This window comes from Nonomuraea sp. KM90 (genome assembly GCF_052246675.1).
Lineage (GTDB): Bacteria > Actinomycetota > Actinomycetes > Streptosporangiales > Streptosporangiaceae > Nonomuraea.
This window is the reverse complement of the sequence record NZ_JBQQCB010000060.1, coordinates 41659-63499: the sequence shown is the minus strand read 5'-3', so window position 1 is coordinate 63499 and position 21841 is coordinate 41659. Positions and strand designations below refer to the sequence as shown.

The following is a 21841-nucleotide window of genomic DNA, read 5'->3' as shown; positions in this document are numbered from 1 at the left end:
GTTCACCCTGAAGGTGCATCCGTTCTCTGCGATTTCGTGATCTAGGCAATCCGATCATCGCAGGTCGGAGGCACCTTCCTTGCATCTACCGATCTTCAAAGCGCTTCAGCGGTGAATACCCGAGGTTGATCATCTTGGCTGTGCCCGGCGACCTTGCGGGCGCGCCTCACCGGGCCGGAGGATGGGTGCCCATGATCAGAGAACCTCAGATCCTGGCCTGCTCCGGCGTCCTGTACCCCCCTGAAGGGTTCCGGCACCCGGGCGTGCAGATCTGGCAGGCGATGCGGCTGGCCGACGTACGCAGGCCGCGCGTGTGCCTCATCGCCACGGCGGCCGGTGACTCGCGGGAGCTCATCGAGGGCTGGTACGCGCGGGCCGGCTCGTTCGGCGAGGCGGAGCTGTCCCACCTGCGGCTGTTCACGCAGCCGAACGTGCCCGACGTGCGGGCCCACCTGCTGGCCCAGGACGTGATCTTCGTGTCCGGCGGCAGCGTGATCAACCTGCTGGCGGTGTGGCGCGCGCATCGGCTCGACGCGATCCTGCGTGAGTGCTGGGAGAGGGGCGTGGTGCTGGCCGGCCAGAGCGCGGGCAGCCTGTGCTGGCACGTGGGCGGGGTGACCGACTCCTACGGCGACGACCTCGACGCCGTCGACGACGGCCTGGGCTTCCTGCCGTTCAGCAACGGGGTCCACGACGACCTGGCCGACCAGCCCCGGCGGTCCAGTTTCCGCCGGTTCGTCGGCGAGGGGACGCTCCCCGCCGGGTACGCCACCGAGGACGGCGTCGCCCTGCACTTCGTCGGCACCCGCTGCCACGAGGCGCTCGCCGTCCTGCCCGGCAGGAACGCGTGGTTCGTCGAGCCCGACGGCGACGGCAAGCACCGCGAGACGGCCCTGCCCGCCCGCCTCTGGACGCCCCCGCCGGCCTGACCCCGGGCCGGATGAGACCCCGGGTCCGCGTCGGGACCGGGGCCTCGGAGGACGCGCCTCGGCGGGTGGCGGTGCGGGCGGCGCAGGCGGCGCAGGCGGTGCAGGCGGTGCAGGCGGTGTGCAGGCGGTGCTGGCGGTGCAGGTGTGCGGATCCGCCGGTCAGCCGGGCCCTGCCCGGGTCAGCAGGTCGCGGAGGAGGGCGGCCACCTCGTCGGGGGTGAACTCCATGGCGTTCTCGCCGACGCTGACCTCGAAGCTGCACCGCGAGGGATCCGGGACGGTCCGCACCCGGCCCCACAGCTGGATGCCGTGCTCGGCCAGGAGCTCCGCGCCGGCCCGCTCCACGGCCCGCTTGGGGGCCGGCAGGTGAATGTGGAACATCGGGGTCTGCGGCGGGTCGGGGTGGGCTCGGGCGGCGCCGTCGGCGTTGATCGCGGCCGCGATGGCGATCGCGTGCTCGCGGTAGGCGGGCATGCGCTCGGCCAGGGTGTCCAGGTGGACCAGGGCGGCCAGGGCGAGCGGCCAGGCGTCGCGGATGCCGCCGCCGAGCCGCTGGCGCCACACCTGAGCGGCCTGGACGGTCTCAGTGTCGGCGGCGAGCACGGCGCCGCGCACTCCCTGGAGGCTCTTGTAGAGCGAGACGTACACCGTGTCGAACAGGGCCGCGATCTCGTCGAAGGGCCGCCGGTAGTAGGTCTGGGCCTCCCACAGCCGGGCGCCGTCCAGGTGCGCGGCGGCGCCGGTGGCCCGTACGAGCCCGACCTGCTCGCACAGCTCCGCCCAGTCCGGGAGCAGGCCGCCGAGGTCGCGTTGCGGCAGCTCCCAGACGGCCGCCGCGAGCGGCTCGCCGGCGGCTGCCGCGAGGTCGCCGGCCGTCATCAGCTCGTGCGGGTCGCCGGTGCGGCGCAGCCACAGCCCGTGCACGGCGTTGTAGCCCTGCTCCTCCCACACGTCCAGATGCGACTGCGGGTGGGCGGCGAAGGCGCGGCGCCCCCGCCGGTCGGCGTGTACGCGCAGCGCCACCTGCTGGGCCATCGTCCCGCTGGGGAAGAACAGCGCCGCCTGCTTACCGAGCAGGTGCGCCAGCCGCCGCTCCAGCACGGCGACGGGACCGTCGGGGCCGTCCGGCGGGGTGTCGTCGTCGACGAGCTCCAGCATCTGCCGCAGCACCACGCGCGGGCCACGCCGGATCGGCGCATGCAGGAACAACGACCGCCGAATGGACGAGGGGGTGTCCGACATCCGCATCCTCTGCTGTTGCAAGTGGTTCGCAGTAACCTGCCGGAACCCTACAGGACGGGAACGCCAGAGGGCGGCGTCGAGCGTTCAGACATCGCGCTCACGCCGCCCTCTGGCCACGTCGTACTGTTCGATTGTGGTCGGGTCACAGCTGTCAGCGGCGGCGCCTCCGTCGGCGCGAGCTGCGACTGCTGTCAGAACCACCACTGGGCGACCGGGGATCGGGGTACGGCTGCCGGAATCCCAGCAATCCGAGGTACTGCTTGATCATCATGGTTCCCTCCCATGAATAGTGACCTCTCTTATTAGGCCAATATGTAGAGGAACCACTCGGGTATAACGATCCTTCCCCGGATTTCACGATTTTAGGGACATCGCCTAGGCTTTACTTTTCCGAGCGTCAAAACCGGAGCCGCAGCTTGTCCGGGGCGCGTACGAAGTCGACCCGATGGACCAGCCCGCCGGCGACCGTGAACGAGACGACCGTGTCGAGCCTGCCGTGAACATGCCCGGCCACGCCGAGAACGCCGTTGACGGCGACCGGGGTGAGGACGTGGCCGGGTCCGGCCTTGCCCATGAGGCCGAGCACGAAGCGGGCGACCTGTTCGGCGCCGTGGACGGGCCGGCGGGCGGCGTTGACCTTGCCGCCGCCGTCGCTGGTGAGCACGGCGCCGGGGTCGAGGATCGCGACGAGGGCGCTCAGGTGGCCGCCCGACGCGGCGGCCAGGAACCGCTCGACCACCTGGCGGTGATGGTCACGGTCGACGTCCACGCGCGGCGCGCCCTCGCCGACGTGCTTGCGGGCGCGGGCGGCGAGCTGGCGTACCGCCGCCGGGGTGCGGCCGACGGTCGCGGCGACGTCCTCGAAGGTCAGGCCGAAGAGGTCGTGGAGCACCCAGGCGGTGCGCTCCGCCGGGGTGAGCGACTCCAGGACGACGAGCAGCGCGAAGCTGACGGACTCGTCGAGCGTGACCCGGTCGGCGGGGTCCGCCACGGGAGCCAGGAGGGGCTCGGGCAGCCAGGGACCGGTGTAGGTCTCACGGCGTACCCGTGCGGACCGGAGCACGTCCATCGCCTCCCGCGCGACGACCACGGTCGCCCAGGCCTCGACGTCCTGGACGCGATCCTCCCGGTCGGCGCGGACGAGCTTGAACCAGCATTCGGAGACCACGTCCTCGGCCTCGGACACCGTCCCCAGGATCGCGTACGCCACCCGGGTCAGGTGGGAGCGGGCCGCGGCGTAGCCGACCGACAGCTCGGCTTCCCGGTCGCCGCTCAGCCCGGCCATGCCCCGAAGATCCGCTCGCCGCGGTCGCCGTCCGGCGAGACCTTCCTGGGCCCCCAGGAGCGCGGGACGTTGACCGTCCGAGTGTGACATCACGGCGCCGTCGTCTCCGTGGTCGCGAGTATGAGCCGCGAGACCGCCTCAGGGGCGTCGCTCACCAGCTGATGACCGGCGTCCGGCAGGACCAGCTGCCGGGTGTGCGGCGGGAGCTGGTCGGTGAACCGGGACTGCCGGGCGAGGAGCAGGCGGTCCGAGGCCCCGAAGACGAGCGTCACCGGCGCGACCACGTCCCGCCTCGCCCGGTAGCGGATCTTCCGGACGGCCCACAAGGTCGGCAGGAAACCCGGAGCCCGCCCCAAGGCGGTGACGTCGCGGACCACGTCCTGGTGGCTGAGCCTCTCGGGATGGGCGAAGAGCTGCCAGAACAGCAGCCTGCGGGCCCAGGCGCGGCGGGCCAGCGCGGTGAGCGGCCGCGCGGCGAAGCGGCAGCCGGCCCAGGTCAGGAACAAGCTGACGAGGCAGTACGTCGGCTGGCCCTTCTTCCACAGACCGGCCGGGGCCAGCAGGGTCAGCGAGGCGACCGGCCTGAGGTTCGCCAGCTCCAGCGCCGTCCACCCGCCGACCGAGTGCCCGGCGACGTGCGGCGTGCCGACACCCCATTCGTCCAGGGCCGTGGCCACGACCTCGGCGAGCCGGCGCGGCGTCGACGCGTGGCCGCCGCTCAGCGGCTCGGACTCGCCGTGGCCCGGCAGGTCCACCGCGTACACCGTGTGCGAGCCCGCCAGGCGGTCGAGCACCGGCTCCCAGGACGAGCGCGCGGACCCGGCACCGTGCAGCAGCACCAGCGGCGGCCCGGCACCGGCCTTGGTGACCGCCGGCCCGCGCGGGCCGGGCCGGCCGGTTCGAGGGTGCGCGTCGGTGGGCGCGGGATCGCCTTTCCGGTTACGACTCATGCCCCAAGGACGAGACGGACGCCTCGGACTGTGACATACGGCACCTCACCGCCGGGAGCCGCCGTAAGCAACTTGAGTTGACTATTCCGGAATTAGTCAACTAAGGTTGCTTGCATGCCGGCAGAAGACCTATCCGTTCCCGAGGACCCGGCCGACGCGCTGGCGGCCGTCGTCGCGCTGCGGCGCCTGGCCGACCGGCTGGAGGACGCGGCGGTGGAGCAGGCCATGCGCGCGGGCTGGAGCTGGCCCGACGTCGCCGAGTCCCTCGGTGTCACCCGTCAGGCGGTCCACAAGAAGCACGCCAAGCGGCTCATCGCCGCCGGCGTCACGCTGAGGAGGCGCCAGTGAGCGCGATCGACCACTACATCAACGCGATCCTGGAGGAGGGTGCGGCGCAGGCGCGGGAGGACGGCTCCGCGGCGACCGAGGCCCACCACCTCCTGTTGGCGATCGCCGCCCACGAGGGCACCGCCGCCCACCGCGTGCTGGCCGGCGCGGGGCTCGGGCGGCAGGCGATCAGCGACGCGCTCGCCCGGGAGTTCGAGCGCAGCCTGAACGCGGTCGGCGTGTCCCTCTCGTCCTTCACCCTTCCGGCGCCCAGCCGCGACCCCAAGCCACCCAAGATCGGCGCCTCGGCCCGGCTCGCGATCGAACGCGGATTCGCCGCCGCCACCGGCAAGAAGGACCTCCGCCCCGCGCATCTGCTGCTCGGCATCCTGGACACCGAGCACGGCACGGTCCCGCGGGCGCTCGCCCTGGCCGGTGTCGACCGCGTGGACCTCATGGCACGCGCCCGGCGGACGCTCGCCCACGACAGCTGGTGAATCCGGCCCACCGCGGCCGCGCCTGATCCCCTGCTCGCCGTCCCCTCGTGTGATCCCCGGGCGGCGACATGTCATGCCCTCGCGCCGGATCCCACCGGCATGTCTCCCCCTCGCGAGGGCGTCCGATCACGAAGAGAGGTCATCTCATGACGAGCAGCGAGCAGGTCGCGCTCGACGTCGACGGGCTGCGCATGCGCTACGGCTCGGTCGACGTGCTGCACGATGTCACCTTCCGGGCCCACCATGGCGAGGTGCTGGCCCTGCTCGGGCCGAACGGAGCGGGCAAGACCACCACGATCGAGATCCTGGAGGGCTTCCGCACCCGCTCGCAGGGCCGGGTGGAGGTGCCCGGCACCGACCCCGAGCACGGGGACGAGCGGTGGCGGGCCCGGCTCGGGGTCGTGCTGCAGTCCTGGCGCGACCATGGCAAATGGCGCGTACGCGAGTTCCTCGCCCACCTCGGCACCTACTACGCCCCCTTCGCCACCCCGGAGATCCCGCGGCCCTGGAACCCGGACGAGCTGATCGAGACGGTCGGCCTCACCGAGCACGCCGGGAAGAAGCTCAGGACCCTCTCGGGCGGCCAGCGGCGCCGGCTGGACGTGGCGATCGGCCTCGTGGGCCGGCCCGAGCTGCTGTTCCTCGACGAGCCGACCGCGGCGTTCGACCCTCAGGCCAGGCGCGAGTTCCACGACCTGATGCGCCGCCTGGTGGGCGCCGGGCAGACCACCGTCCTGCTCACCACGCACGACCTGGACGAGGCCGAGAAGCTCGCCGACCGCATCCTCGTCCTCGACGGCGGCCGGATCATCGCCGACGGCACCGCCGCCGAGCTGGCTCGGCGGATCGCCGGCCCGGACGAGGTGCGCTGGTCGCGGGGCGGTCAGCGCTTCGTCGAGACGACCGGCGACTCCACCCGCTTCGCCCGCGACCTGTTCGCCCGCTTCGGCGACGACATCCAGGAGCTGGAGATCCACCGGGCCTCCCTGGAACAGACCTACCTCACCCTGGTCCGCCAGGCCGAGACCCCCGAGGACGCCCTCCGATGAACCCCGCCACGGCCACACTGCGCGCGGGCTGGTCCCGCGGCCTGATCGAGCTGCGCCAGTCGTTCACCAACGGCGCCGAGCTGTTCTCCCACTTCCTCTGGCCGGGACTGATGCTGGCCGTCATGTTCTTCATCCGCGACATGTCGTTCGGAACCAGTGGGCTGCTGCTCGGCGCGCTGGCCCTGCCCAGCATCCTCGGCATGAACGCCGCGACCGTCGTGATCAGCATGAGCCAGCAGCTGACCGCCGACCGCGAGGACGGCACCCTGCTGCGTGCCAAGGCGACCCCGCACGGCATGCCCGCCTACCTCGTCGGCAAGGTGATCTCGGTCTCCGGCGGCCTGGTCGCCGATCTGGCCATCTTCCTCGTGCCCGGCCTGCTCATCGTCGAAGGGCTGGCGATCGGGCTGGGCTCCTGGCCGGCCCTGGCCTGGGTGCTGGCGCTGGGCCTGCTCGCGACCCTGCCCCTCGGCGCGGTCCTGGGCTCGGTGTTCACCGGCGCACGCGCCCAGGGGCTCATCCAGCTGCCGTTCCTCGCCGTGATCAGCATCTCCGGCATCTTCTACCCGATCACCGTCCTGCCCGAATGGCTGCAGGCGATCGCCCAGATCTTCCCGATCTACTGGATGGGCCTCGGTGTGCGCTCGGCCCTGCTGCCGGACTCGGCGGCCGCGGTGGAGATCGGCGAGTCCTGGCGGCACCTGGAGACCGTCGGCGTGCTGGGCGTCTGGGCGGTGCTCGGCCTCCTGCTGGCGCCGGTGCTGCTGCGCCGGATGGCGCGCGGGGAGTCCGGCTCCGGCGTGGCGGCCCGCCGCGAGCGGGCCCTCCAGCGGATCGGGTGACGCCACCACCCCCGGCCGGGTTTATCCCGTTGCGTGCCGAAGGTCGGACATGTCAGCGTCAACCCTGCTGGACGGTGATGACGGTGCAGGTGGTGTGGGATGAGGTATGCGGGGCTCGCGCTCGCGTTCATGTCTTCGTCGTGTTTCGCGTTCTCGGGGCCGATGGCCAAATACCTCATCACCGCCGGGCTGACGCCGTTCGAGGCCGTGTGGGCGCGGATGGCGGGGGCGGGGCTGCTCCTGGTGGCCGTGCTGGCCGTGACCAGGCCGCGGGCGTTGCGGATCTCCCGCTCCAGGTTGCCGTTCTTCGGGCTCTACGCGGTGATGGCGGTGGCCGGGGTGCAGTCGCTGTACTTCGTGGCGATCACGCGGTTGCCGGTGGGGATCGCGTTGCTGCTGGTGTACATGGCGCCCGTGATGGTGGTGGCGTGGGTCCGGCTCGTACGCAAGATACGGCTCGCGCCGGCCGCGTACGTCGGGGCGGTCGTCGCGGTCGTGGGCCTCGGGATCGTCGCCGAGGTGTGGCAGGAGGTACGGCTGGACGCGCTGGGCCTGGTGCTGGGGCTGCTGGCGGGGGCGTGCTCGGCCGGATATTTCCTGATGAACGATAGCTTCGGGGCCGACGTGGACCCGCTGGGGCTCATCGCCTGGGGGATGACGGGGGCGGCCGTGGTGCTGATCCCGTTCGCGCGGCCCTGGGACGTCAGGTGGGAGGCGTTCACGGTGTCCGTCGCCCCCGCCGCGGATGGTCAGCGGCTGCCCGTGCTGGTGGCGTACCTGTGGATGGTGCTGGTCGCGACCGTGGTGGCGTACATCCTGGGGGTGCACGCCGTGCGGCGGCTGTCGGCCGCCGTGGGGGCCACCGTGGCGTCGCTGGAGGTCGTCGGCGGGGCGCTGGTGGCCTGGGGGCTGCTCGGGGAGACGCTGAGCGGGTTCCAGATCGTCGGCGGGTCGATCCTGCTGTCCGGCGCGCTCCTGGCCCAGACCGCGACCCGCTCCGCCTCGCGCCGCCCGGTCGTCGCCGCTTCCTGATCAGCGGTCGATGCGCGCGGCTCCGGCGGCCGGTCCCGTCTGCGTGACGGAGGCGAGGAGGGCCAGTTTGTCGGCGGTGTCGGTGCCGGGGTCCGGATGGAGGACGACGAGCGTCTGGCCGGCCGTGCCGTTGACGCCCAGCCTCTCCCGGTTCAGCCGCAGGCCGCCGACCTGGGGGTGGTCGATGTGCTTGGATGCGCCCTCGCACGTGTTCACGTCGTGGCGGGCCCAGAGCCGGCTGAAGCGGGGGCTGGCGAGGGAGAGCTCGCCGACGAGCTCGATGAATCGGGGGTCGTCCGTGTCGGTGCCGACGGACTTGCGGAAGCCGGCGACCATGCCCGCCGCGGCGTCCTCCCAGTCCGGGAAGAGGGCCTGCTCGGCGGGGTCGAGGAACACGTCCCGCAGGCGGTTGCCCCCCACCGCGAGGCGCGGTGACAGCGCGGTCGCCAGGGCGTTGGCGGCCAGGACGTCGAAGTAGCGGCCCTCGACGTACGCGGGCAGCGGGAGCGTGGCGACGAGCTTGGCGGTGCCCGGAGGGACGGTCTCCCTCCCGGGCCGGCGCCGCGGCCGCCGTGGCCGGCCGGCGCCGAGCCGCAGCAGGTACGCCGTCGCGTCGTCGTCGAGCCGCAGCACGCGGGCGAGGGACTCGAGGACCTGCGCGGAGGGGTTGCGGTCGCGGCCCTGCTCCAGGCGCAGGTAGTAGTCGGCGCTGATGCCGGCGAGCATCGCGACCTCCTCCCGGCGCAGGCCCGGCACGCGTCGCGCTCCGTGGACGGGGATTCCGGCCTGTTCAGGGGTGACGAGCTCGCGGCGGGCGCGTACGTAATCACCCAAAAGGTGGGATTCGTCCCTCATGTCTCCACTGTAGGTCGCGCGACCTCGTACGTGCCTGGTCCTGTCACCCCCAGGATCGCGGGGGCTCTGGCTCCGGCCGAACGCGAGCGGAAACCTCACCTTCAGCACGATTACCCCACCAAGGAGCTACACCATGTCAACATATTTGCTGGTACACGGCGCCTGGCACAGCGGACAGTGCTGGGAGCGGGTGGTCCCGTTGCTGGCGTCGGCCGGGCATCGGGTGCTCGCCCCGTCGCTGACCGGTTACGGCGACAAGGCCCACCTGCTCGGCCCCGACGTCGGGCTCGACACCCACGTCGGTGACATCGCCGGGCTGGTCACCGCGGAAGACCTCACCGACGTGATCCTCGTGGGACACAGCTACGCCGGGCTGGTGATCTCGTCGGTGGCCGACCAGGTCCCGGATCGCTTCGCCCACCTGGTCTACCTCGACGCGATGGTGCCGGAGGACGGCGAGAGCGCGGTCGACGTCCAGCCCATGACGCAGGCGCTGATCGACCGCGCCGCCGGATCCGGGGCCGGCTGGCGGATCCCGCCGCTGCCCGAGCTGCCGCCGCCCATGGGCCTGTTCGGGGTCACCGACCCGGCGGACGCCGCCTGGCTGCGCACGCTGTTGTCGGATCAGCCGGTGCGCTGCCTCCAGCAACCGGTCCGGCTGGACAACCCGGCGGCGAACGCGATCCCGCGGACGCACATCCACTGCGTGGCCGGCGTACCGGAGGGCATCACCCGGCGGCCCGTCCCGCCGATCCAGCCGAACGGCAGCCCGGCGCAGGTGTGGGAGCTGGAGACCGGCCACGACTGCATGATCACCATGCCGGACGAGCTCTCCGGCCTGCTGCTCAAGCTCGGCTGACCCGCTCCCCGACCCGGCCCCGGCGGCGCCCGGGCCGGTCGACGCCGACCACCGGCCGGTCCCGCCGGGCGAGCTGTCGCACACGGCCCTGGTGAGCAACCTGGTCAACCGGGTGCAGCCGATCCTGCGCCACGACCTCGGCGACCGGGTCCTGACCCGTCCCGACCCCTGCCCGTGCGGCAGCCCCCTGCCCGCGATCCGGGTCCAGGGCCGCGCCGCCGACGTGCTCACCTTCCCCGGCGGCCACGACGAGGGCGGGCCCGTGAGCCGGCCTGCTCACCGAGCACAAGGCCGAGCACGTCACGACCGCCTCGGGCCCCGCGCGTCAGTCCGCCGTCCAGGGGCGGAGCTTGTCGGGGTTCGACACCGCCCACACGTGCGTGATCCGGTCGTCCGCGAGGTCGAAGGCCATCACCCCCACGGTGACGCCGTCCTGCTGGACCACCAGGCCGGGCTGACCGTTGACCGTGCGCTCCAGGAGCGCCAGTCCGGGCACCTTCTCGAAGCCCTTGACCAGGAAGCGAGCGAGCCGCGCAGCGCCGACGATCGGGCGGCGAATGGTCCCGCCCACGCCGCCGCCGTCGGCGATCCCCGTGACGTCGGGGGCGAGCAGGCCGACGAGGGCGTCGATGTCCTTGCTCTCCCAGGCCCGCTTGAAGTCCCGGACGATGCCGGCCTGCCGGGCGTTCGGCGTCGCGGGGGCCTGGGCCTCCCGGATGCGGCGGCGGGCCACCGAGGCCAGCCGGCGGCAGGCGCCCGGCGTACGGCCGACGATCTCGGACACCTCGTCGAAGGAGTAGCGGAAGACGTCGTGCAGGATGAACGCGACGCGTTCGGCCGGGTTCATCGATTCGAGCACGACCAGGAAGGCCATGTTGATCGACTCGTCGAGGGTGACGCGGTCGGCGGGGTCCCCCTCGGGGCTCGTCCACTCCATACGGTCCGGCACCGGCTCCGGGACCCACTCGCCCACATAGCGCTCCCGGCGGACCCGGGCCGAGCCGAGCAGGTCGAGGCAGATCCGGCTGGCGACCGTCGTCAGCCAGGCGCCGGGGGTCTCGATGGCCTCCTGCTGCTGCCGCGACATGGCGTACCAGCGGGCGTACGTCTCCTGCACGACGTCCTCGGCCTCCGCCAGGGAGCCCAGGAGCCGGTACGCCAGGTTGATCAGCTGCCGGCGCTCGCTCATGATCGCGCTCAGAGCCGGATCGACCTGGCCGTCCCCTGGCTCGGTTCTCGTGGTCATGCTTGTCGCCGGCCTTCCTTCTGCACGTGGCTGCCCTCATCACACCCGACGAGACAGCGCCCCGGAATGTGATGCGACGCGGGAAGCTGACATTCTGCCGGGTCACGTCGTCGTACTCGCAGCGGGACCGCGTAACCCCCTTCCCTTCCAGGAGCGAGTAAGCCATGACGACCACGACCCCTCTCAGCGCGCTGACCGGCGACTACGTCCTCGACACCGCCCGCACCCGGATCGGCTTCGTCGCCCGGCACACGATGGCCACCAGGGTGCGCGGGCAGTTCGACGCGTTCGAGGGCCGCGTCCATCTGGACGGCGACGACCCGTCGCGGTCGAGCGCCGAGCTGACGGTCCAGGCGAGGAGCGTCCAGACGCGCAACCGGCGGCGCGACGAGCACCTGCGCCGCCGGTTCCTGGGCCTGGCCGACCACGCGACCGTGACCTTCGTCTCGGCCGGGGTGGAGCGGGTCGGCGACACCCGCTTCAGGATGACCGGTGACCTGACCATCCGCGGCGTGACCAGGCCGGTCACCGTCGACGTCGAGCTGACCGGCGCGCGGGGCGACCAGGTCGCCTTCCGGGGCGGCGTCACGGTCAACCGCATGGACTGGGGCGTGAACTGGAACGCCGCGACCGCGGTCATGGTCGGCCCCGAGGTGGCGCTGGAGTTCGACGTCGTCGCGATCCGGCGTTCCTGACCCGCCCCGCCGGGCACCCGCCGCGTACCGGAAGACGTTGCCGGCGCCGACGGTCAGCTTCGCGGCGCCCTGCTGGAGCGGCACTGTCCACGAGAGCGACCCGGCCGGGTTCTCCGCGATCGTCCGCGAGTTCCTCACCGGCTGAGCGTCGGAGGCGTTCGCCGAGACCCGGTGGCTCACCATGTGCGGAGGATCGGCTACTTCGTTTCGGCCTTTACCGTAATGCCCTCTTGACGCGACATGGCGCGCGTTTCAAGATTTCGGTCATGACCTTAATCAAACGATCGTTAGCGACCGGGCTGGCGGCCGTGCTCGCCGCGTTCACCGTCGCGGCTCCGGCGGACGCCTCCGCCCGCCGGATCGAGGACCTGGGGATCCCCCTCGAGGACGTGCTGCTGATCGGCGGCGTCGTGGCGGCGGGGCCGGGCGGCGAGACCGTCCTGTGGGGCGCCTCCTCCGGCGATCCCGCTCACCTCAACGCCGTCGACCCCGCCACGGGCGCCGAGAAGGCCAGGTACGACCTGCCGGGCGCAGGCGGTTCGTGGGCCCTGGAGGCCACCCCCGACGGCAGCGTGTACGCGGGCACGTACGGCGACGGCCGCCTCTACCGCTGGACGGACGGCGGCGGGATCACGGATCTCGGCCGGCCCCTGGCCTCGGAGAACTTCATCTGGTCCGTGGCCGCGGGCGAAGGCGCCACGGTCTACGGGGGCACCTCCCCCGGCGGCCGCCTGTTCGCCTACGATCCCGCGACGGGGGTGCGCGACTACGGCCGGCTCTCCTCGTCCCACGCCTACGTCCGCAGCGTCGCCTATGCCGACGGGAAGATCTACGCGGGCACCGAGGCCCCCGCCGCCGTCTTCGAGATCGACGCGGTCTCCGGCGCGGCCAGGCAACTCCCCGTGCCCGACGGCCTGGATCCCGCGGGCAAGTGGGCCTACGACGTGAACGTGGCCGCCGGTCACCTCTACGTGCGCTACGGCGGCGCGTCCCCCGGGCCGCTGCACGTGTGGGACATCGCCGCCGGACGGTGGAGCGACGTCCTGGAGTCCGCGCACGGCCTGGACGTCTCGCCCCCCGACCAGGACGGCGCCGTCTACCTGGTCAGGGGTGGCGAGCTCGTCCGCTACGACGCGAGGACGAAGACCACCACGGGGACGGGGGTGCCGATCACGGGCCGCGTCGCCAACACGCGCGGCATCGGCTGGGCGGAGCTGGGCCTGCCGGACTATCCGGGCAAGAGCGTCGTCGGCCTGCTCTGGCGCGGCCTGATGTTCCGCTACAACCCGCAGACCGGGGCCAAGTCGTTCGTGCAGACGGGCGTCAGGGGTGAGCCCATCGACGTGACCGCCCTCGCGGAGGGCCCCGACCGGCGCATGTACGCCGGAGGGTTCCTCAACGGCGGCTTCGCCGCGCTGGACCCGGAGACCGGCGAGCGGTCCGAGTTCCACACGTTCTCCCAGAGCGAGGACATGACCGCGCACGACGGCAAGCTCTACGTCGGCGCCTACCCCGAGGCCAGGGTCTACGCCTACGACCCCGAGCTGCCGTGGCACAGCACCGAGTACTCCCCCAGCCCGGAGCCGGGCCCCGCGCCGAACCCCGCCCGGCTGTTCGACTTCGCCTCCGACCACCAGATCCGCCCGCGGGCGCTGGCCTCGGCGGGCCGCTATCTCGCCGCCGGCACCATGCCCGACCTGGGCCATCTGGGCGGCGTGCTGGCGATCTGGGACCCGCGTACGGGGGCGCTCAAGCACGCCGAGCGTAACGTGGTCAAGGACCAGAGCATCGTCTCGCTCGCCTACCGCGACGGCGTGCTGTACGGCGGCACCTCCATCTACAGCGGCCAGTCGGCCACGCCGCCGACGCAGCCGGAAGCCAAGGTGTTCGCCTGGTCGGTGAAGGAGGACCGGCTGCTGTGGGAGATCGTCCCCGCCCCCGGCAAGCCGGCCGTCCCGGCGCTGACGTTCGACGCGCTGGGCCGGCTGTGGGGCATCGCGGGCGGCGAGGTGTTCTCCATCAGCACGACGGCCCGCAAGGTGACCCAGCGCGTCACGCTGTCGGACAGCAAGAGCGCGAGCGGGCAGCTCACCTTCAACCGGCGTGACCTGACCCTGTACGGAGCGCTCGCCGGCCAGTACGTCTTCTCCCTGAACCCGCTGACCGGACGGCACGCCGTGGTGAAGGAGGGACCCGTGCACCAGCTCGCGGTGCACGGGTCCGGAGACGTCTACTTCGCCGAGGGGCCACGCCTGTTCCGGCTGACCCGTCAGCAGATCCGGTAGGTGTAGAAGTTCTCGAAGCGTGACAGGTAGAGGTGGCCGTCAGGGCCGAGGAGGAGGTTGGAGATCGGGCGGGCGATGAGCGTGAACGCCATCGTCCCCGGATCTATCCGGTACGCCTTCCCCTGCACCTTGCCCCAGAGGAACCCCTGGTGGAACACCAGGTTGGTGTCGAGCCAGACCTGCGTGGCGGTGGCCCACGGGTAGGTCTGGTGCTTGACCGACCGGACCGTCCGCCCGGTCGCCGGGTCGAGCTCGAACAGCGTGTCGGGGGTCAGCCCCCACAGCCGCCCCTCGCCGTCGAAGGCGATCGAGCCGAGTGCCAGGTCGCCGACGACCGGGGTGGTCCGCCACAGCACGGCGTCCGTGGCGACGTCGTACGCGAACGCCGCCGCCTCGCCCTGCGGAGTGGCGGTGCCGCCGAAGGCGGAGGTGGCGCCGTAGATCACGCCGTCGCGGTAGGCCAGGCCCACGACGCTGTGGCCGGGGACGATGTTCCGCCTGATCACCGACCGGCCGGTGGCGGGATCGAGCAGGCCGAGCGCGCCGCCCAGCGTGCCCGACTTGGGCACCGTGCCGAAGGCGAGCCAGTCGCCGGCCGAGATCATCGCGAACGGGCGGTCCTGTTCCTGCCCGCCGAGGTCGAGCAGCAGCCGGGGCGCGTTCCCGTCGAACTCGTAGATGCGGGCTCCCGGATAGACGCCGAGGTAGAGCTTGCCCTTGTGGGTGACGATGCCCTCGCTCTGGCCGACGTCCGGCCAGTTCTGCGTCTGCCCGCCGGCGGGGTCGTAGGCCGCCAGGCCGCCGGTGAAGAAGCCGCCGGCGTAGACGCGGCCGTCGGGCCCCGTGCCGAGGGAACGGATGCTGACGTGCTGGCCGGTCAGGGTCGCGTCGAGCAGCTCGCCCTGGCCCTTCTTGCGGTCGAAGTGCCAGATGCGGCCCGTCGAGCTGGTGCCGACGAGCGTGTGACCGACCCAGCCGAGGGGGCGGGCCGCGCCGTCACCATAGTCCTTGAAGCCCAGCTTCGTGATCTTTTCGGACTTGAGGTCGTACTTGACGAGCTCGTCGTTCTGGAACAGGTAGAGGTCGGCGCCGAGGCGGCCGCCTCCGACGGTCAGGCTGTCGACGTCCTCGACGACGTCCTTCCACCTGCTCGTGACCAGGTCGTACACGCCCATCGGGTTGGCGCCCGTGGAGGTGACGAAGCGGACCAGCAGGTAACGGCCCGCCACGTCCACGTCGTAGGCGTAGCCGTTGCCCTGGACGGGCGGGTCGATCACCCGCTCGACCGTCCCTTCGCGGGTCAGCACCGCGACCTTCATGCTGAGCGCGCCGACGCCGGCGTACACGGTGCCGTCCTCGCCGACGGCGAGGTCTCGCACGAACTGGTCGCCGGGCACGGGGCTGCCGAGGTCGGTGCTGCGGCCGGTCGCGGTGTCGTACCGGAAGAGCTTGCCCGACGGCGAGGTGCCGCCGTAGACGGCAGATCCGTCGGGGGTGGCGGCCACCGTCCAGACGAACGTCTCGGTCGCGATGGGAATGCCCAGCTCGCTCACCTGGTCGGTGGCCGGGCTGTAGCGGAAGAGGCGGCCCATGGCGCCGGCCGTGGCGTTGTAGCTCCCCACGTAGACGGAGTGGTCGGGGGCCACGGTCACGGCCCACGAGCCCAGCGCCAGGGGCAGCGGCCGCTCGCCGATCAAGCGGCCGTCCCGTGCGTCCCGGATCCCCAGCAGCGCCGGGCCGGAGGCGCTGGAGGTGACGGAGTAGACGCGGGGGCCCTGCGGGTACCGGGCGTCCAGGGCGGTGCCCGCGGTGGTGGCGCCGGTGAGGGGCAGCGTGCCGAGGGTGTGGAAGCCGCATCCCGTGGGTGGGGACGCGGTCGATTCGGCCCGGGCCGGAGAGGAGATGGATAAGGCGACGAGCAGCGCCACCAGGATGACCCGCATGGAGACCTCCGCGATCGGTAGATAACGGACCCGACCGTAATTCGCTCAGCGGATCCTGGCAAGAGGGTGTCCCCACTCCCGTCGCCCGGCGCCCGGCGGCAGGTGGCTCAGCGGAGCGCGAGTGCGGCTCGGGCGGCCAGGGCGGCCTGGGCGGCGACGCCCGGGATGCTCGCGGTGATGAACGAGCCGCCGCCGGCCAGGTCGCCGACAACGTGCAGGCGCGGATCGGCCGGCACCAGCCCGCCGGCGGGGTGCGGCGCCGCCAGGCCGCCCGCCACCAGGGAGCCGGCCAGGGACGCGGCCGCGGGCGGCACCGACCGGGGCGGCGGGTTCACGGCGTTGACGACGACGTCCGCGTCCCACGTACCGTCGTCCCACGTACCGTCGTCGCAGCGCACCCGGAACCGCCCCCGCGCCGCTTCGATCTCGCGCACGCCCCTGGCCACGGTGAGCTGCCCGCTGTCGAACAACCCCATCAGGATGGACGCGTTCACCGGCACCATGGGCGAGGCCAGGCTGGTCGCCAGCCGGAAGTGGCGCCGCAGCCGGACGCGGTCGGCCTCGGGCAGCAGCCGCCAGGCGTACGGTCCGACGCTGTGCGCGGCCGACTGCAGGACGCGGCGGCCGATCTCGGGATCGCCGACGGCGGCGAGCTCCCGCCGCAACCGCCGGACGGGATCCTCCGACGGGGCCGCCAGCACGCCGGCCGCGAAGTCGTCGAAGTCCTCACCCGCCTCGGCCAGCTCGGCGCGCAGCAGCCGGACGAGGTCGTCCAGCGTGACGGCGCCGTGTTCGCGGTGCAGGGCCGCCACCCGCTCGGCGGTCACGTGCCGCGGCTGGTGGCCGAGGGGGCGCTGCCAGACGTACGGCAGGAGGCCGCTGCGCGACACCAGCCGGATCGGGCCGGTGTGGCCGCGCGCGGCGAGCGAGACGACGACGTCGACCGCGGTCAGCCCGCTGCCGATGACCGCCACGGCGCTCCCCGCGGCCACCCCCTCCAGCGTGCGCGCCAGCGGGTACGGGTCGGCCACGAAACCCGGGGCCCCGCCGAGGCCGTAGAGGTCCTCGGGTGTCCCGGCGCCCACGCACAGGACCACGTGATCGGCTTCGCGCGCCTGCCCGTCCTCGGTGCGCAGCGCCGGCCGTTCCCCCGAGCCGGCCAGCGCGGTGACGCGGGCCGGGACCACGTCCACGTGCCACCCGCGGCCGCGCAGCGTGGCCAGAGCCGTCTCGGCGGTCCGCGCCAGGTACCCGCCGTAGACCGCGCGGGGGACCAGCGGCTGTCCCAGCAGTGCGTCGAGGTGAGCCGGCCCACGCTCGCCCAGCCAGGCCGCGTAGTGGCCGAAGTCCCCCGGGCGGATCGACATGAGGGCGGGCGGGGAGTTGACCAGCACCGAGTCCAGGTCGGGCGCGTACGGCCGGCCTCGCCACAGGTGCGCCGACGGCTCGAACACCGTGACGCCCCCGGACCCCGGGGCGGTGGCGGCCAGCTGGTCCAGCAGCGCGACGGCGGCGGCGCCCCCGCCGACGATGGCGATGTCCATGTCTGTCCTCTCGTAGCGTCTCCTGAGGTCCTGAGCCTTCCGGTCACCGCCGCCGACCCCCATCCCCCGCCTCGGGCGACCGCCGGGCGGTGATCCCCCCAAACGGGGGGTTGGCGCCGGGCGGAGGATCGGGCAGGCTTCACCGGCGTACACAGCACAGGAGGGAGCCCTGGTGACCGAGCGGCGCCGCCATGCCGAGGTGATGTCCGCCGCCGAGCGCGCCGGCGACGCGCTGGAGCTGTTCAGCCGCGCCTCGGACAGGCTGCGGCGGCTCGTTCCGTACGACGCGGCCGTGTGGACCGCCACGGATCCCGAGACCGGCCTCGTCACCGCGCCCATGCTGGTGGACAACCTCGGCTCCGGCGAACGCTGCGGCGCCTACTGGGAGAGCGAGCTCCTGGAGGAGAACGTCCTGGCGTTCCGGGACCTGGCCCGGGCCGCCGTTCCCGCGGCCGGTCTGCGCTCGGCCACCGGCGACCTGCCCGCGCGCAGTGCCCGCTTCCGCCGCCTGCTGGGAGCCCAGGGCGTGGACGACGAGCTGCGTGCCGTGCTGCGGACCGGCGATCGGCCGTGGGGTGTGGTCAGCCTCTTCCGGATGCGGCCGGGCGCGGCGTTCGGCCCGGACGAGGTCGCGCTGCTCGCCGATCTGTCCGCGCCGCTGGCCGACCGGCTCCGCCGGTTCGCCCGTCCCGCCGCGCCAGGCGGCGCGACCCGCGCGTCCGCTCCCGGGCTGCTGCTGTTCGACGAGTACGGCGAGGCCACGTCCATCAACGAGGAGGCGCGCCACTATCTCGCGCTGCTGCCTGACGGCCCCTCCGTGCCGTCGGCCCTGGGGCTGAGCCTGCCCATCTGGGTGGTCGGCACGGCCCTGCAGGCGCGGGCCATCTCCCGCGGCCGCGACCGCGGCACCGCCCGGGTACGCATCCGCACCGTCGACGGCCGGTGGCTGACCTGCCACGCCTCCTGCCTCACCGGCCCGGGCGGGCGGCCGGGCCCGGCGGCGCTCGTCATCGAGCCGGCGGCCCCCGCCGACCTGGCGGTCATCGTCACGCAGGCGTACGGGCTGACGCCGCGCGAGCTCGAGATCGCCCGGCTCGTCGCGCAAGGGCTGCCCACCGCCGGGATCGCCGCGGCGCTGTTCCTGTCCCCGCACACCGTCCGCGGTCACCTCAAGGCCGTCTTCGGCAAGACGGGGGTCTCCAGCCGGGGCGAGCTCGTCGCGCGGCTGTTCGCCGAGCGGTAGGTCCGGGCTCCCCGCACACCCCGGACTCCGATCGGTGGATTGGCGCGGCTGGTACGTGAGCCGGGATCTGCGGCACGGCGGTGGAACGGGATGGCACGCCCATGGGATGTAGGCCCACTGATCGAGCCACGAGGAGATCCCATGACCTACCGGATGAAGAAGCTGCTGGTCGCGCTGGCGGCGGTCACGCTGACCGGTGCCGGCGCCGCCGTCGCCGCGCTGCCCGCCTCCGCCGGCGCGACCGTGCAGGCCGGCGCCCTGTTCAACGGGTTCGCCAAGAACCTGGACGAGGACGTCGCGCTCGCCGACGCCGAGAGCGCCGCCAGGCTGAACGCGCTGAAGCACGGGTTCACCGAGTGCGACGTGTTCGAGTCGGTGGTCTCCCAGGATCCGCGCACGCTGGTGTTCTTCGCGGTGGTCACGGTCCGCTGCGTGGACGCGGGCTAGTCAGGCAGCGCCGGGACCCGCCGAAAACCGGTGGAGTCACCGGCGCCCGCCGCTGCCGTCCGCCGACGTGACGCCACCCGGTCCCTGCCGTCCCGCCGCCCTTTCGCACGCCGGATGAATAGGGTTGTCACATGCCTGACGCACCCGATTCGAGCGCCCGGCGCAATGCCGAGGTGGTCCGTCGCTATCTCCGGATCTTCGAGACACGCCAGGTAGCCGACCTTGAGGAGCTTGTAGCGGAGGATGTGCTCATCCACGGCGCGGGACAGCACGTGCGAGGACGGCACCACCCCGAAGGGGCGATTCTGACCCCCGGATTGTCGAACTGCCGCGTACGCATCGACGATCTCTTCGCGGCCGAGGACCGGGTGACCGTGGCCTTCACGTTGACCTACACGCACGACCGCACGGGGAGGGACCTGACCATGACGGGGATCAAGTCATACCGACTTCGAAGTGGCAAGATTGTCGAGTTCTGGGGTGAGACCGACGTGTACGGTCTGTTGCGCCAGGCGAACCTCGTCCCTGACGAGATCCCGGCCTTCTGAAGGTTCGCGTAACGTCACCGCCCCGCCACCTGGGACCACGCCTCCTCAGATGACCTTGCCGGGGTTGAGTATCCCGGCCGGGTCGAGGGCCGACTTGATCGCGCGGTGCAGTGCCAGCACGTCCTCGCCCAGCTCGGCGTGCATGCCGCGCTTCTTCAGCAGGCCCACGCCGTGCTCGCCGGTGACGGTGCCGCCGAGCGCGATCGCGTCGTCCAGGATCGCCTCGAACGTGAAGTCGGGGTCGCGCCGCGCGTCCACCGCCGCCCTGATCTTCTGGATCATGTCCTCCTCGGCGATGACATGGCGGCCCAGCATGTGCCCGCAGCGCTTGGGGAAGGTCTGGTCCTCGATGTGCATCGCCGCCGCGCCGGCCGCCTCGTACTCGCGTACCGCGCGCCGTACGTTGAGCGGGTTGCCGTAACCGGTGTCGGCGTCGGCGATCAGCGGCAGGTCCACGGCCTCGGCGAAGGCGGCGACCCGTGCCACCATCTGCGTCAGCGTCAGATAGCCGACGTCGGGCCGGCCCAGCACGCTGGCCGAGGTCTGGAAACCGCTGAGGTAGATCGCCCGGAAGCCCAGCTCCTGGGCCAGCCGGGCGCCGGTCCCGTCGTACGCGCCGGGCGCCACCAGGATCTCGGGAGCGCCGATCAGCTCCCGCAACCTGGTCGTGTGTCGTGTCATGTGCCCTGTCCCCCGTCCCCTCGTCCCGCGCCCCCTACCCGGCGCCCGCCACCGGTCACGTGAGCCTCGACGAGCCCCGGATGCGCCCCTCCCGGAACCCCGTCACGGCGATATGAGGAACCCACTGGACGGCCCCGCGCGCAGGCGCTTCGGTGTGAACCATGCGCGTCGTCGGATTCTGGCTCTTCTTGCTGATCGTCGTCGTGGCGACGCTGGCCAAGCTGGAGCGCGGCCTGGCGATGGGCGTGCTCGCCACGATCGTCGCCGTCGCCGCGTGCGTGACGGTGGCCGTGCTCTGGTCGAGGTGGGGCCGGCGGCTGAGCGCCGGGGGACGCAAGCGCAGGCGGCGGACGCTGTACGCGGTCGTGATCCTGCTCAGCGTCGGCTGGGCGGCGGCCAACGGCCTGGGATCCGTCCTGGCGCAGTGGGGGAACGGCGGGAGCACCGAGGAGGTCCGGCTGGGGTTCACCACCATGCTGTGGTGGGGGCGGATCGGCAAAGGGCTGCAGTTCGCCGCCGGCCTGGTCGTCCTGATCGACCTTGCCGACCCGGACAGGCTGCGCGAGGCGGGCAAGCGGGCCCGGCTCCGGCAGCGCGGCATCGACCCGAGGATCGCCGAGCGCCGGAGCACCGACACCAACCTCCGGATGGCCGCCTGGCTGCACGAGCACATCGTCACCCGCCCGCTGCTGCTGGGGCCGCCCATCGGTGGCGTCCAGCACGCGCAACACGGTGATCCCGTCCTGGTCGACGCCGAGAGCGTGGTGGACGTGCCGGACGAGGCGCCGTTCAGCCTGCTCGACCACCGCGTCCTCCATGCCCGGTTCAGCGGCGAGGTCGACGGGCGGGCGATCGCCTCCGAGGACGAGAAGCGGCTGTACGCCATGGTGTGGGAGCTCATGACCGAGCGCCTCACCGCCGGGGAGGCCGCACGGCTGCACCGGACCCGCAGATGGCGGTCGATGGGACGCACGGCCCTGCTCGCCGGATTCTTCCTCTTCTTCGGAGCGGTGCTGGTGTCGGCCTACGCCCAGGTGTACTTGGGTGACTGGTTCACCCTCGCGTCCGGCGTGATCGCGGTGGCCATCGTGGCGGTGTTGTCCCAGGGTGAGGGCGAGCTCTACGAGCGCTGGCTGCACGCCGTCCACCTGCCCGCGAGGGTCGTCACCGAAGGGCTCGCGAGGCTGCTCGACCGCGAACGCCCGGCCCACCCGCTGCGGTGGTTCGGCCTGTTCCTGTTCGTCTACGGCTTCGCCCTGGACCTGCTCGCTTCCTAGGCCGTGCGCACCGACGCCCGCCCGGACCGGCGACGGCGGGACGGCCGGGCAGTCCGTACTTACCT

General features: G+C 72.6%; 22 protein-coding genes. 13 read left to right on the top strand and 9 right to left on the bottom strand.

Translation table 11 applies throughout. The features are described from left to right. Window positions 1–191 precede the first annotated feature (191 nt). Window positions 192–929, top strand: coding sequence for a Type 1 glutamine amidotransferase-like domain-containing protein (locus ACTWPW_RS39120; protein ID WP_443171632.1), 738 nt, complete (start codon window positions 192–194; stop codon window positions 927–929). 159 nt (window positions 930–1088) lie between these two features. Here the strand turns inward: ACTWPW_RS39120 and ACTWPW_RS39115 are convergent, their stop codons facing one another. The 3 genes from ACTWPW_RS39115 to ACTWPW_RS39105 all read right to left on the bottom strand — a co-directional run bounded on the left by ACTWPW_RS39115 (window position 1089) and on the right by ACTWPW_RS39105 (window position 4406). After that, entirely contained in the window at window positions 1089–2171 is a 1083-nt protein-coding gene (locus ACTWPW_RS39115; protein WP_443171631.1) for a threonine aldolase family protein, read from the bottom strand. Between the two features lie 397 nt (window positions 2172–2568). Next, window positions 2569–3456 (bottom strand): RNA polymerase sigma factor SigJ, encoded by an 888-nt coding sequence (gene sigJ, locus ACTWPW_RS39110; RefSeq protein ID WP_443171630.1) that lies wholly within the window; start codon window positions 3454–3456, stop codon window positions 2569–2571. Between the two features lie 89 nt (window positions 3457–3545). Further along, window positions 3546–4406 (bottom strand): alpha/beta fold hydrolase, encoded by an 861-nt coding sequence (locus ACTWPW_RS39105; RefSeq protein ID WP_443171629.1) that lies wholly within the window; start codon window positions 4404–4406, stop codon window positions 3546–3548. 114 nt (window positions 4407–4520) lie between these two features. Between ACTWPW_RS39105 and ACTWPW_RS39100 the strand changes: the two genes are divergently transcribed. The 5 genes from ACTWPW_RS39100 to ACTWPW_RS39080 all read left to right on the top strand — a co-directional run bounded on the left by ACTWPW_RS39100 (window position 4521) and on the right by ACTWPW_RS39080 (window position 8153). After that, on the top strand, window positions 4521–4754 hold the full coding sequence (locus tag ACTWPW_RS39100) for a hypothetical protein (protein WP_443171628.1): 234 nt from the start codon (window positions 4521–4523) through the stop codon (window positions 4752–4754). Then, window positions 4751–5230 (top strand): Clp protease N-terminal domain-containing protein, encoded by a 480-nt coding sequence (locus ACTWPW_RS39095; protein WP_443171627.1) that lies wholly within the window; start codon window positions 4751–4753, stop codon window positions 5228–5230. The genes ACTWPW_RS39100 and ACTWPW_RS39095 overlap by 4 nt, the downstream gene beginning before the upstream one ends. Window positions 5231–5376: 146 nt before the next feature. Next, window positions 5377–6279: an ABC transporter ATP-binding protein gene (locus ACTWPW_RS39090; RefSeq protein WP_443171626.1), complete on the top strand. Its 903-nt coding sequence runs from the start codon at window positions 5377–5379 to the stop codon at window positions 6277–6279. Beyond that, window positions 6276–7121 (top strand): ABC transporter permease, encoded by an 846-nt coding sequence (locus tag ACTWPW_RS39085; protein ID WP_443171625.1) that lies wholly within the window; start codon window positions 6276–6278, stop codon window positions 7119–7121. Before ACTWPW_RS39090 ends, ACTWPW_RS39085 begins: the two co-directional genes overlap by 4 nt. A 99-nt stretch (window positions 7122–7220) precedes the next feature. Continuing rightward, the gene (locus ACTWPW_RS39080) at window positions 7221–8153 is read left to right on the top strand and encodes an EamA family transporter (RefSeq protein ID WP_443171624.1); all 933 of its coding nucleotides are present in this window, start codon (window positions 7221–7223) and stop codon (window positions 8151–8153) included. Here the strand turns inward: ACTWPW_RS39080 and ACTWPW_RS39075 are convergent, their stop codons facing one another. Next, on the bottom strand, window positions 8154–9008 hold the full coding sequence (locus ACTWPW_RS39075; RefSeq protein ID WP_443171623.1) for a helix-turn-helix domain-containing protein: 855 nt from the start codon (window positions 9006–9008) through the stop codon (window positions 8154–8156). It abuts the gene before it with no gap. A 133-nt stretch (window positions 9009–9141) separates the two neighbouring features. On the opposite strand from ACTWPW_RS39075, the gene ACTWPW_RS39070 reads away from it, so the two are divergent. Beyond that, on the top strand, window positions 9142–9867 hold the full coding sequence (locus ACTWPW_RS39070; RefSeq protein ID WP_443171622.1) for an alpha/beta fold hydrolase: 726 nt from the start codon (window positions 9142–9144) through the stop codon (window positions 9865–9867). On the opposite strand, the gene ACTWPW_RS39065 is transcribed toward ACTWPW_RS39070, so the two are convergent. Together ACTWPW_RS39065 and sigJ (ACTWPW_RS39060) are read right to left on the bottom strand one after the other, a co-directional pair. After that, window positions 9854–10147: a hypothetical protein gene (locus ACTWPW_RS39065; RefSeq protein WP_375108135.1), complete on the bottom strand. Its 294-nt coding sequence runs from the start codon at window positions 10145–10147 to the stop codon at window positions 9854–9856. The genes ACTWPW_RS39070 and ACTWPW_RS39065 overlap by 14 nt on opposite strands. 45 nt (window positions 10148–10192) lie before the next feature. After that, window positions 10193–11113, bottom strand: coding sequence for an RNA polymerase sigma factor SigJ (sigJ, locus tag ACTWPW_RS39060; protein WP_375108136.1), 921 nt, complete (start codon window positions 11111–11113; stop codon window positions 10193–10195). 164 nt (window positions 11114–11277) lie between these two features. Here sigJ (ACTWPW_RS39060) and ACTWPW_RS39055 point away from each other — a divergent pair, with 164 nt between their 5' ends. Both ACTWPW_RS39055 and ACTWPW_RS39050 read left to right on the top strand, forming a co-directional pair. Beyond that, complete coding sequence (locus ACTWPW_RS39055; protein WP_443171621.1) at window positions 11278–11808, top strand: YceI family protein; 531 nt, start codon at window positions 11278–11280, stop codon at window positions 11806–11808. A 266-nt stretch (window positions 11809–12074) separates the two neighbouring features. Further along, a complete protein-coding gene (locus ACTWPW_RS39050) occupies window positions 12075–14093 on the top strand; it encodes a hypothetical protein (protein ID WP_443171620.1) in 2019 nt (672 codons plus the stop codon). Here ACTWPW_RS39050 and ACTWPW_RS39045 read toward each other — a convergent pair. Both ACTWPW_RS39045 and ACTWPW_RS39040 read right to left on the bottom strand, forming a co-directional pair. Beyond that, a complete protein-coding gene (locus ACTWPW_RS39045; protein ID WP_443171619.1) occupies window positions 14078–16036 on the bottom strand; it encodes a hypothetical protein in 1959 nt (652 codons plus the stop codon). The two genes, ACTWPW_RS39050 and ACTWPW_RS39045, sit on opposite strands and share 16 nt — an antisense overlap. 107 nt (window positions 16037–16143) lie before the next feature. Then, window positions 16144–17580, bottom strand: a complete 1437-nt coding sequence (locus ACTWPW_RS39040; RefSeq protein ID WP_443171618.1) for an FAD/NAD(P)-binding protein — start codon at window positions 17578–17580, stop codon at window positions 16144–16146. Between the two features lie 172 nt (window positions 17581–17752). Here ACTWPW_RS39040 and ACTWPW_RS39035 point away from each other — a divergent pair, with 172 nt between their 5' ends. The 3 genes from ACTWPW_RS39035 to ACTWPW_RS39025 all read left to right on the top strand — a co-directional run bounded on the left by ACTWPW_RS39035 (window position 17753) and on the right by ACTWPW_RS39025 (window position 19818). After that, window positions 17753–18823 carry a LuxR C-terminal-related transcriptional regulator gene (locus tag ACTWPW_RS39035; RefSeq protein WP_443171617.1) on the top strand — a complete coding sequence of 357 codons (1071 nt, stop codon included), beginning with the start codon at window positions 17753–17755 and terminating at the stop codon, window positions 18821–18823. Window positions 18824–18964: 141 nt separating this feature from the next. Next, the gene (locus tag ACTWPW_RS39030; protein WP_443171616.1) at window positions 18965–19270 is read left to right on the top strand and encodes a hypothetical protein; all 306 of its coding nucleotides are present in this window, start codon (window positions 18965–18967) and stop codon (window positions 19268–19270) included. Window positions 19271–19401: 131 nt separating this feature from the next. Continuing rightward, complete coding sequence (locus ACTWPW_RS39025) at window positions 19402–19818, top strand: ester cyclase (RefSeq protein WP_443171615.1); 417 nt, start codon at window positions 19402–19404, stop codon at window positions 19816–19818. Between the two features lie 45 nt (window positions 19819–19863). Here ACTWPW_RS39025 and ACTWPW_RS39020 read toward each other — a convergent pair whose 3' ends face one another. Further along, window positions 19864–20499: an isocitrate lyase/phosphoenolpyruvate mutase family protein gene (locus tag ACTWPW_RS39020; RefSeq protein WP_375108145.1), complete on the bottom strand. Its 636-nt coding sequence runs from the start codon at window positions 20497–20499 to the stop codon at window positions 19864–19866. A gap of 161 nt (window positions 20500–20660) precedes the next feature. Here ACTWPW_RS39020 and ACTWPW_RS39015 point away from each other — a divergent pair, with 161 nt between their 5' ends. Continuing rightward, complete coding sequence (locus ACTWPW_RS39015; protein ID WP_443171614.1) at window positions 20661–21776, top strand: hypothetical protein; 1116 nt, start codon at window positions 20661–20663, stop codon at window positions 21774–21776. Window positions 21777–21841 lie beyond the last annotated feature (65 nt).

What these genes read in the sequence shown, in the direction of transcription:
- ACTWPW_RS39120 (WP_443171632.1), top strand. Translation starts at nt 192, where the DNA reads ATGATCAGAGAACCTCAGATCCTGGCCTGCTCCGGCGTCCTGTACCCC.
- ACTWPW_RS39115 (WP_443171631.1), bottom strand. Translation starts at nt 2,171, where the DNA reads ATGTCGGACACCCCCTCGTCCATTCGGCGGTCGTTGTTCCTGCATGCG.
- sigJ (WP_443171630.1), bottom strand. Translation starts at nt 3,456, where the DNA reads ATGGCCGGGCTGAGCGGCGACCGGGAAGCCGAGCTGTCGGTCGGCTAC.
- ACTWPW_RS39105 (WP_443171629.1), bottom strand. Translation starts at nt 4,406, where the DNA reads ATGAGTCGTAACCGGAAAGGCGATCCCGCGCCCACCGACGCGCACCCT.
- ACTWPW_RS39100 (WP_443171628.1), top strand. Translation starts at nt 4,521, where the DNA reads ATGCCGGCAGAAGACCTATCCGTTCCCGAGGACCCGGCCGACGCGCTG.
- ACTWPW_RS39090 (WP_443171626.1), top strand. Translation starts at nt 5,377, where the DNA reads ATGACGAGCAGCGAGCAGGTCGCGCTCGACGTCGACGGGCTGCGCATG.
- ACTWPW_RS39085 (WP_443171625.1), top strand. Translation starts at nt 6,276, where the DNA reads ATGAACCCCGCCACGGCCACACTGCGCGCGGGCTGGTCCCGCGGCCTG.
- ACTWPW_RS39080 (WP_443171624.1), top strand. Translation starts at nt 7,221, where the DNA reads ATGAGGTATGCGGGGCTCGCGCTCGCGTTCATGTCTTCGTCGTGTTTC.
- ACTWPW_RS39075 (WP_443171623.1), bottom strand. Translation starts at nt 9,008, where the DNA reads ATGAGGGACGAATCCCACCTTTTGGGTGATTACGTACGCGCCCGCCGC.
- ACTWPW_RS39070 (WP_443171622.1), top strand. Translation starts at nt 9,142, where the DNA reads ATGTCAACATATTTGCTGGTACACGGCGCCTGGCACAGCGGACAGTGC.
- sigJ (WP_375108136.1), bottom strand. Translation starts at nt 11,113, where the DNA reads ATGACCACGAGAACCGAGCCAGGGGACGGCCAGGTCGATCCGGCTCTG.
- ACTWPW_RS39055 (WP_443171621.1), top strand. Translation starts at nt 11,278, where the DNA reads ATGACGACCACGACCCCTCTCAGCGCGCTGACCGGCGACTACGTCCTC.
- ACTWPW_RS39050 (WP_443171620.1), top strand. Translation starts at nt 12,075, where the DNA reads ATGACCTTAATCAAACGATCGTTAGCGACCGGGCTGGCGGCCGTGCTC.
- ACTWPW_RS39045 (WP_443171619.1), bottom strand. Translation starts at nt 16,036, where the DNA reads ATGCGGGTCATCCTGGTGGCGCTGCTCGTCGCCTTATCCATCTCCTCT.
- ACTWPW_RS39040 (WP_443171618.1), bottom strand. Translation starts at nt 17,580, where the DNA reads ATGGACATCGCCATCGTCGGCGGGGGCGCCGCCGCCGTCGCGCTGCTG.
- ACTWPW_RS39030 (WP_443171616.1), top strand. Translation starts at nt 18,965, where the DNA reads ATGACCTACCGGATGAAGAAGCTGCTGGTCGCGCTGGCGGCGGTCACG.
- ACTWPW_RS39025 (WP_443171615.1), top strand. Translation starts at nt 19,402, where the DNA reads ATGCCTGACGCACCCGATTCGAGCGCCCGGCGCAATGCCGAGGTGGTC.
- ACTWPW_RS39020 (WP_375108145.1), bottom strand. Translation starts at nt 20,499, where the DNA reads ATGACACGACACACGACCAGGTTGCGGGAGCTGATCGGCGCTCCCGAG.
- ACTWPW_RS39015 (WP_443171614.1), top strand. Translation starts at nt 20,661, where the DNA reads ATGCGCGTCGTCGGATTCTGGCTCTTCTTGCTGATCGTCGTCGTGGCG.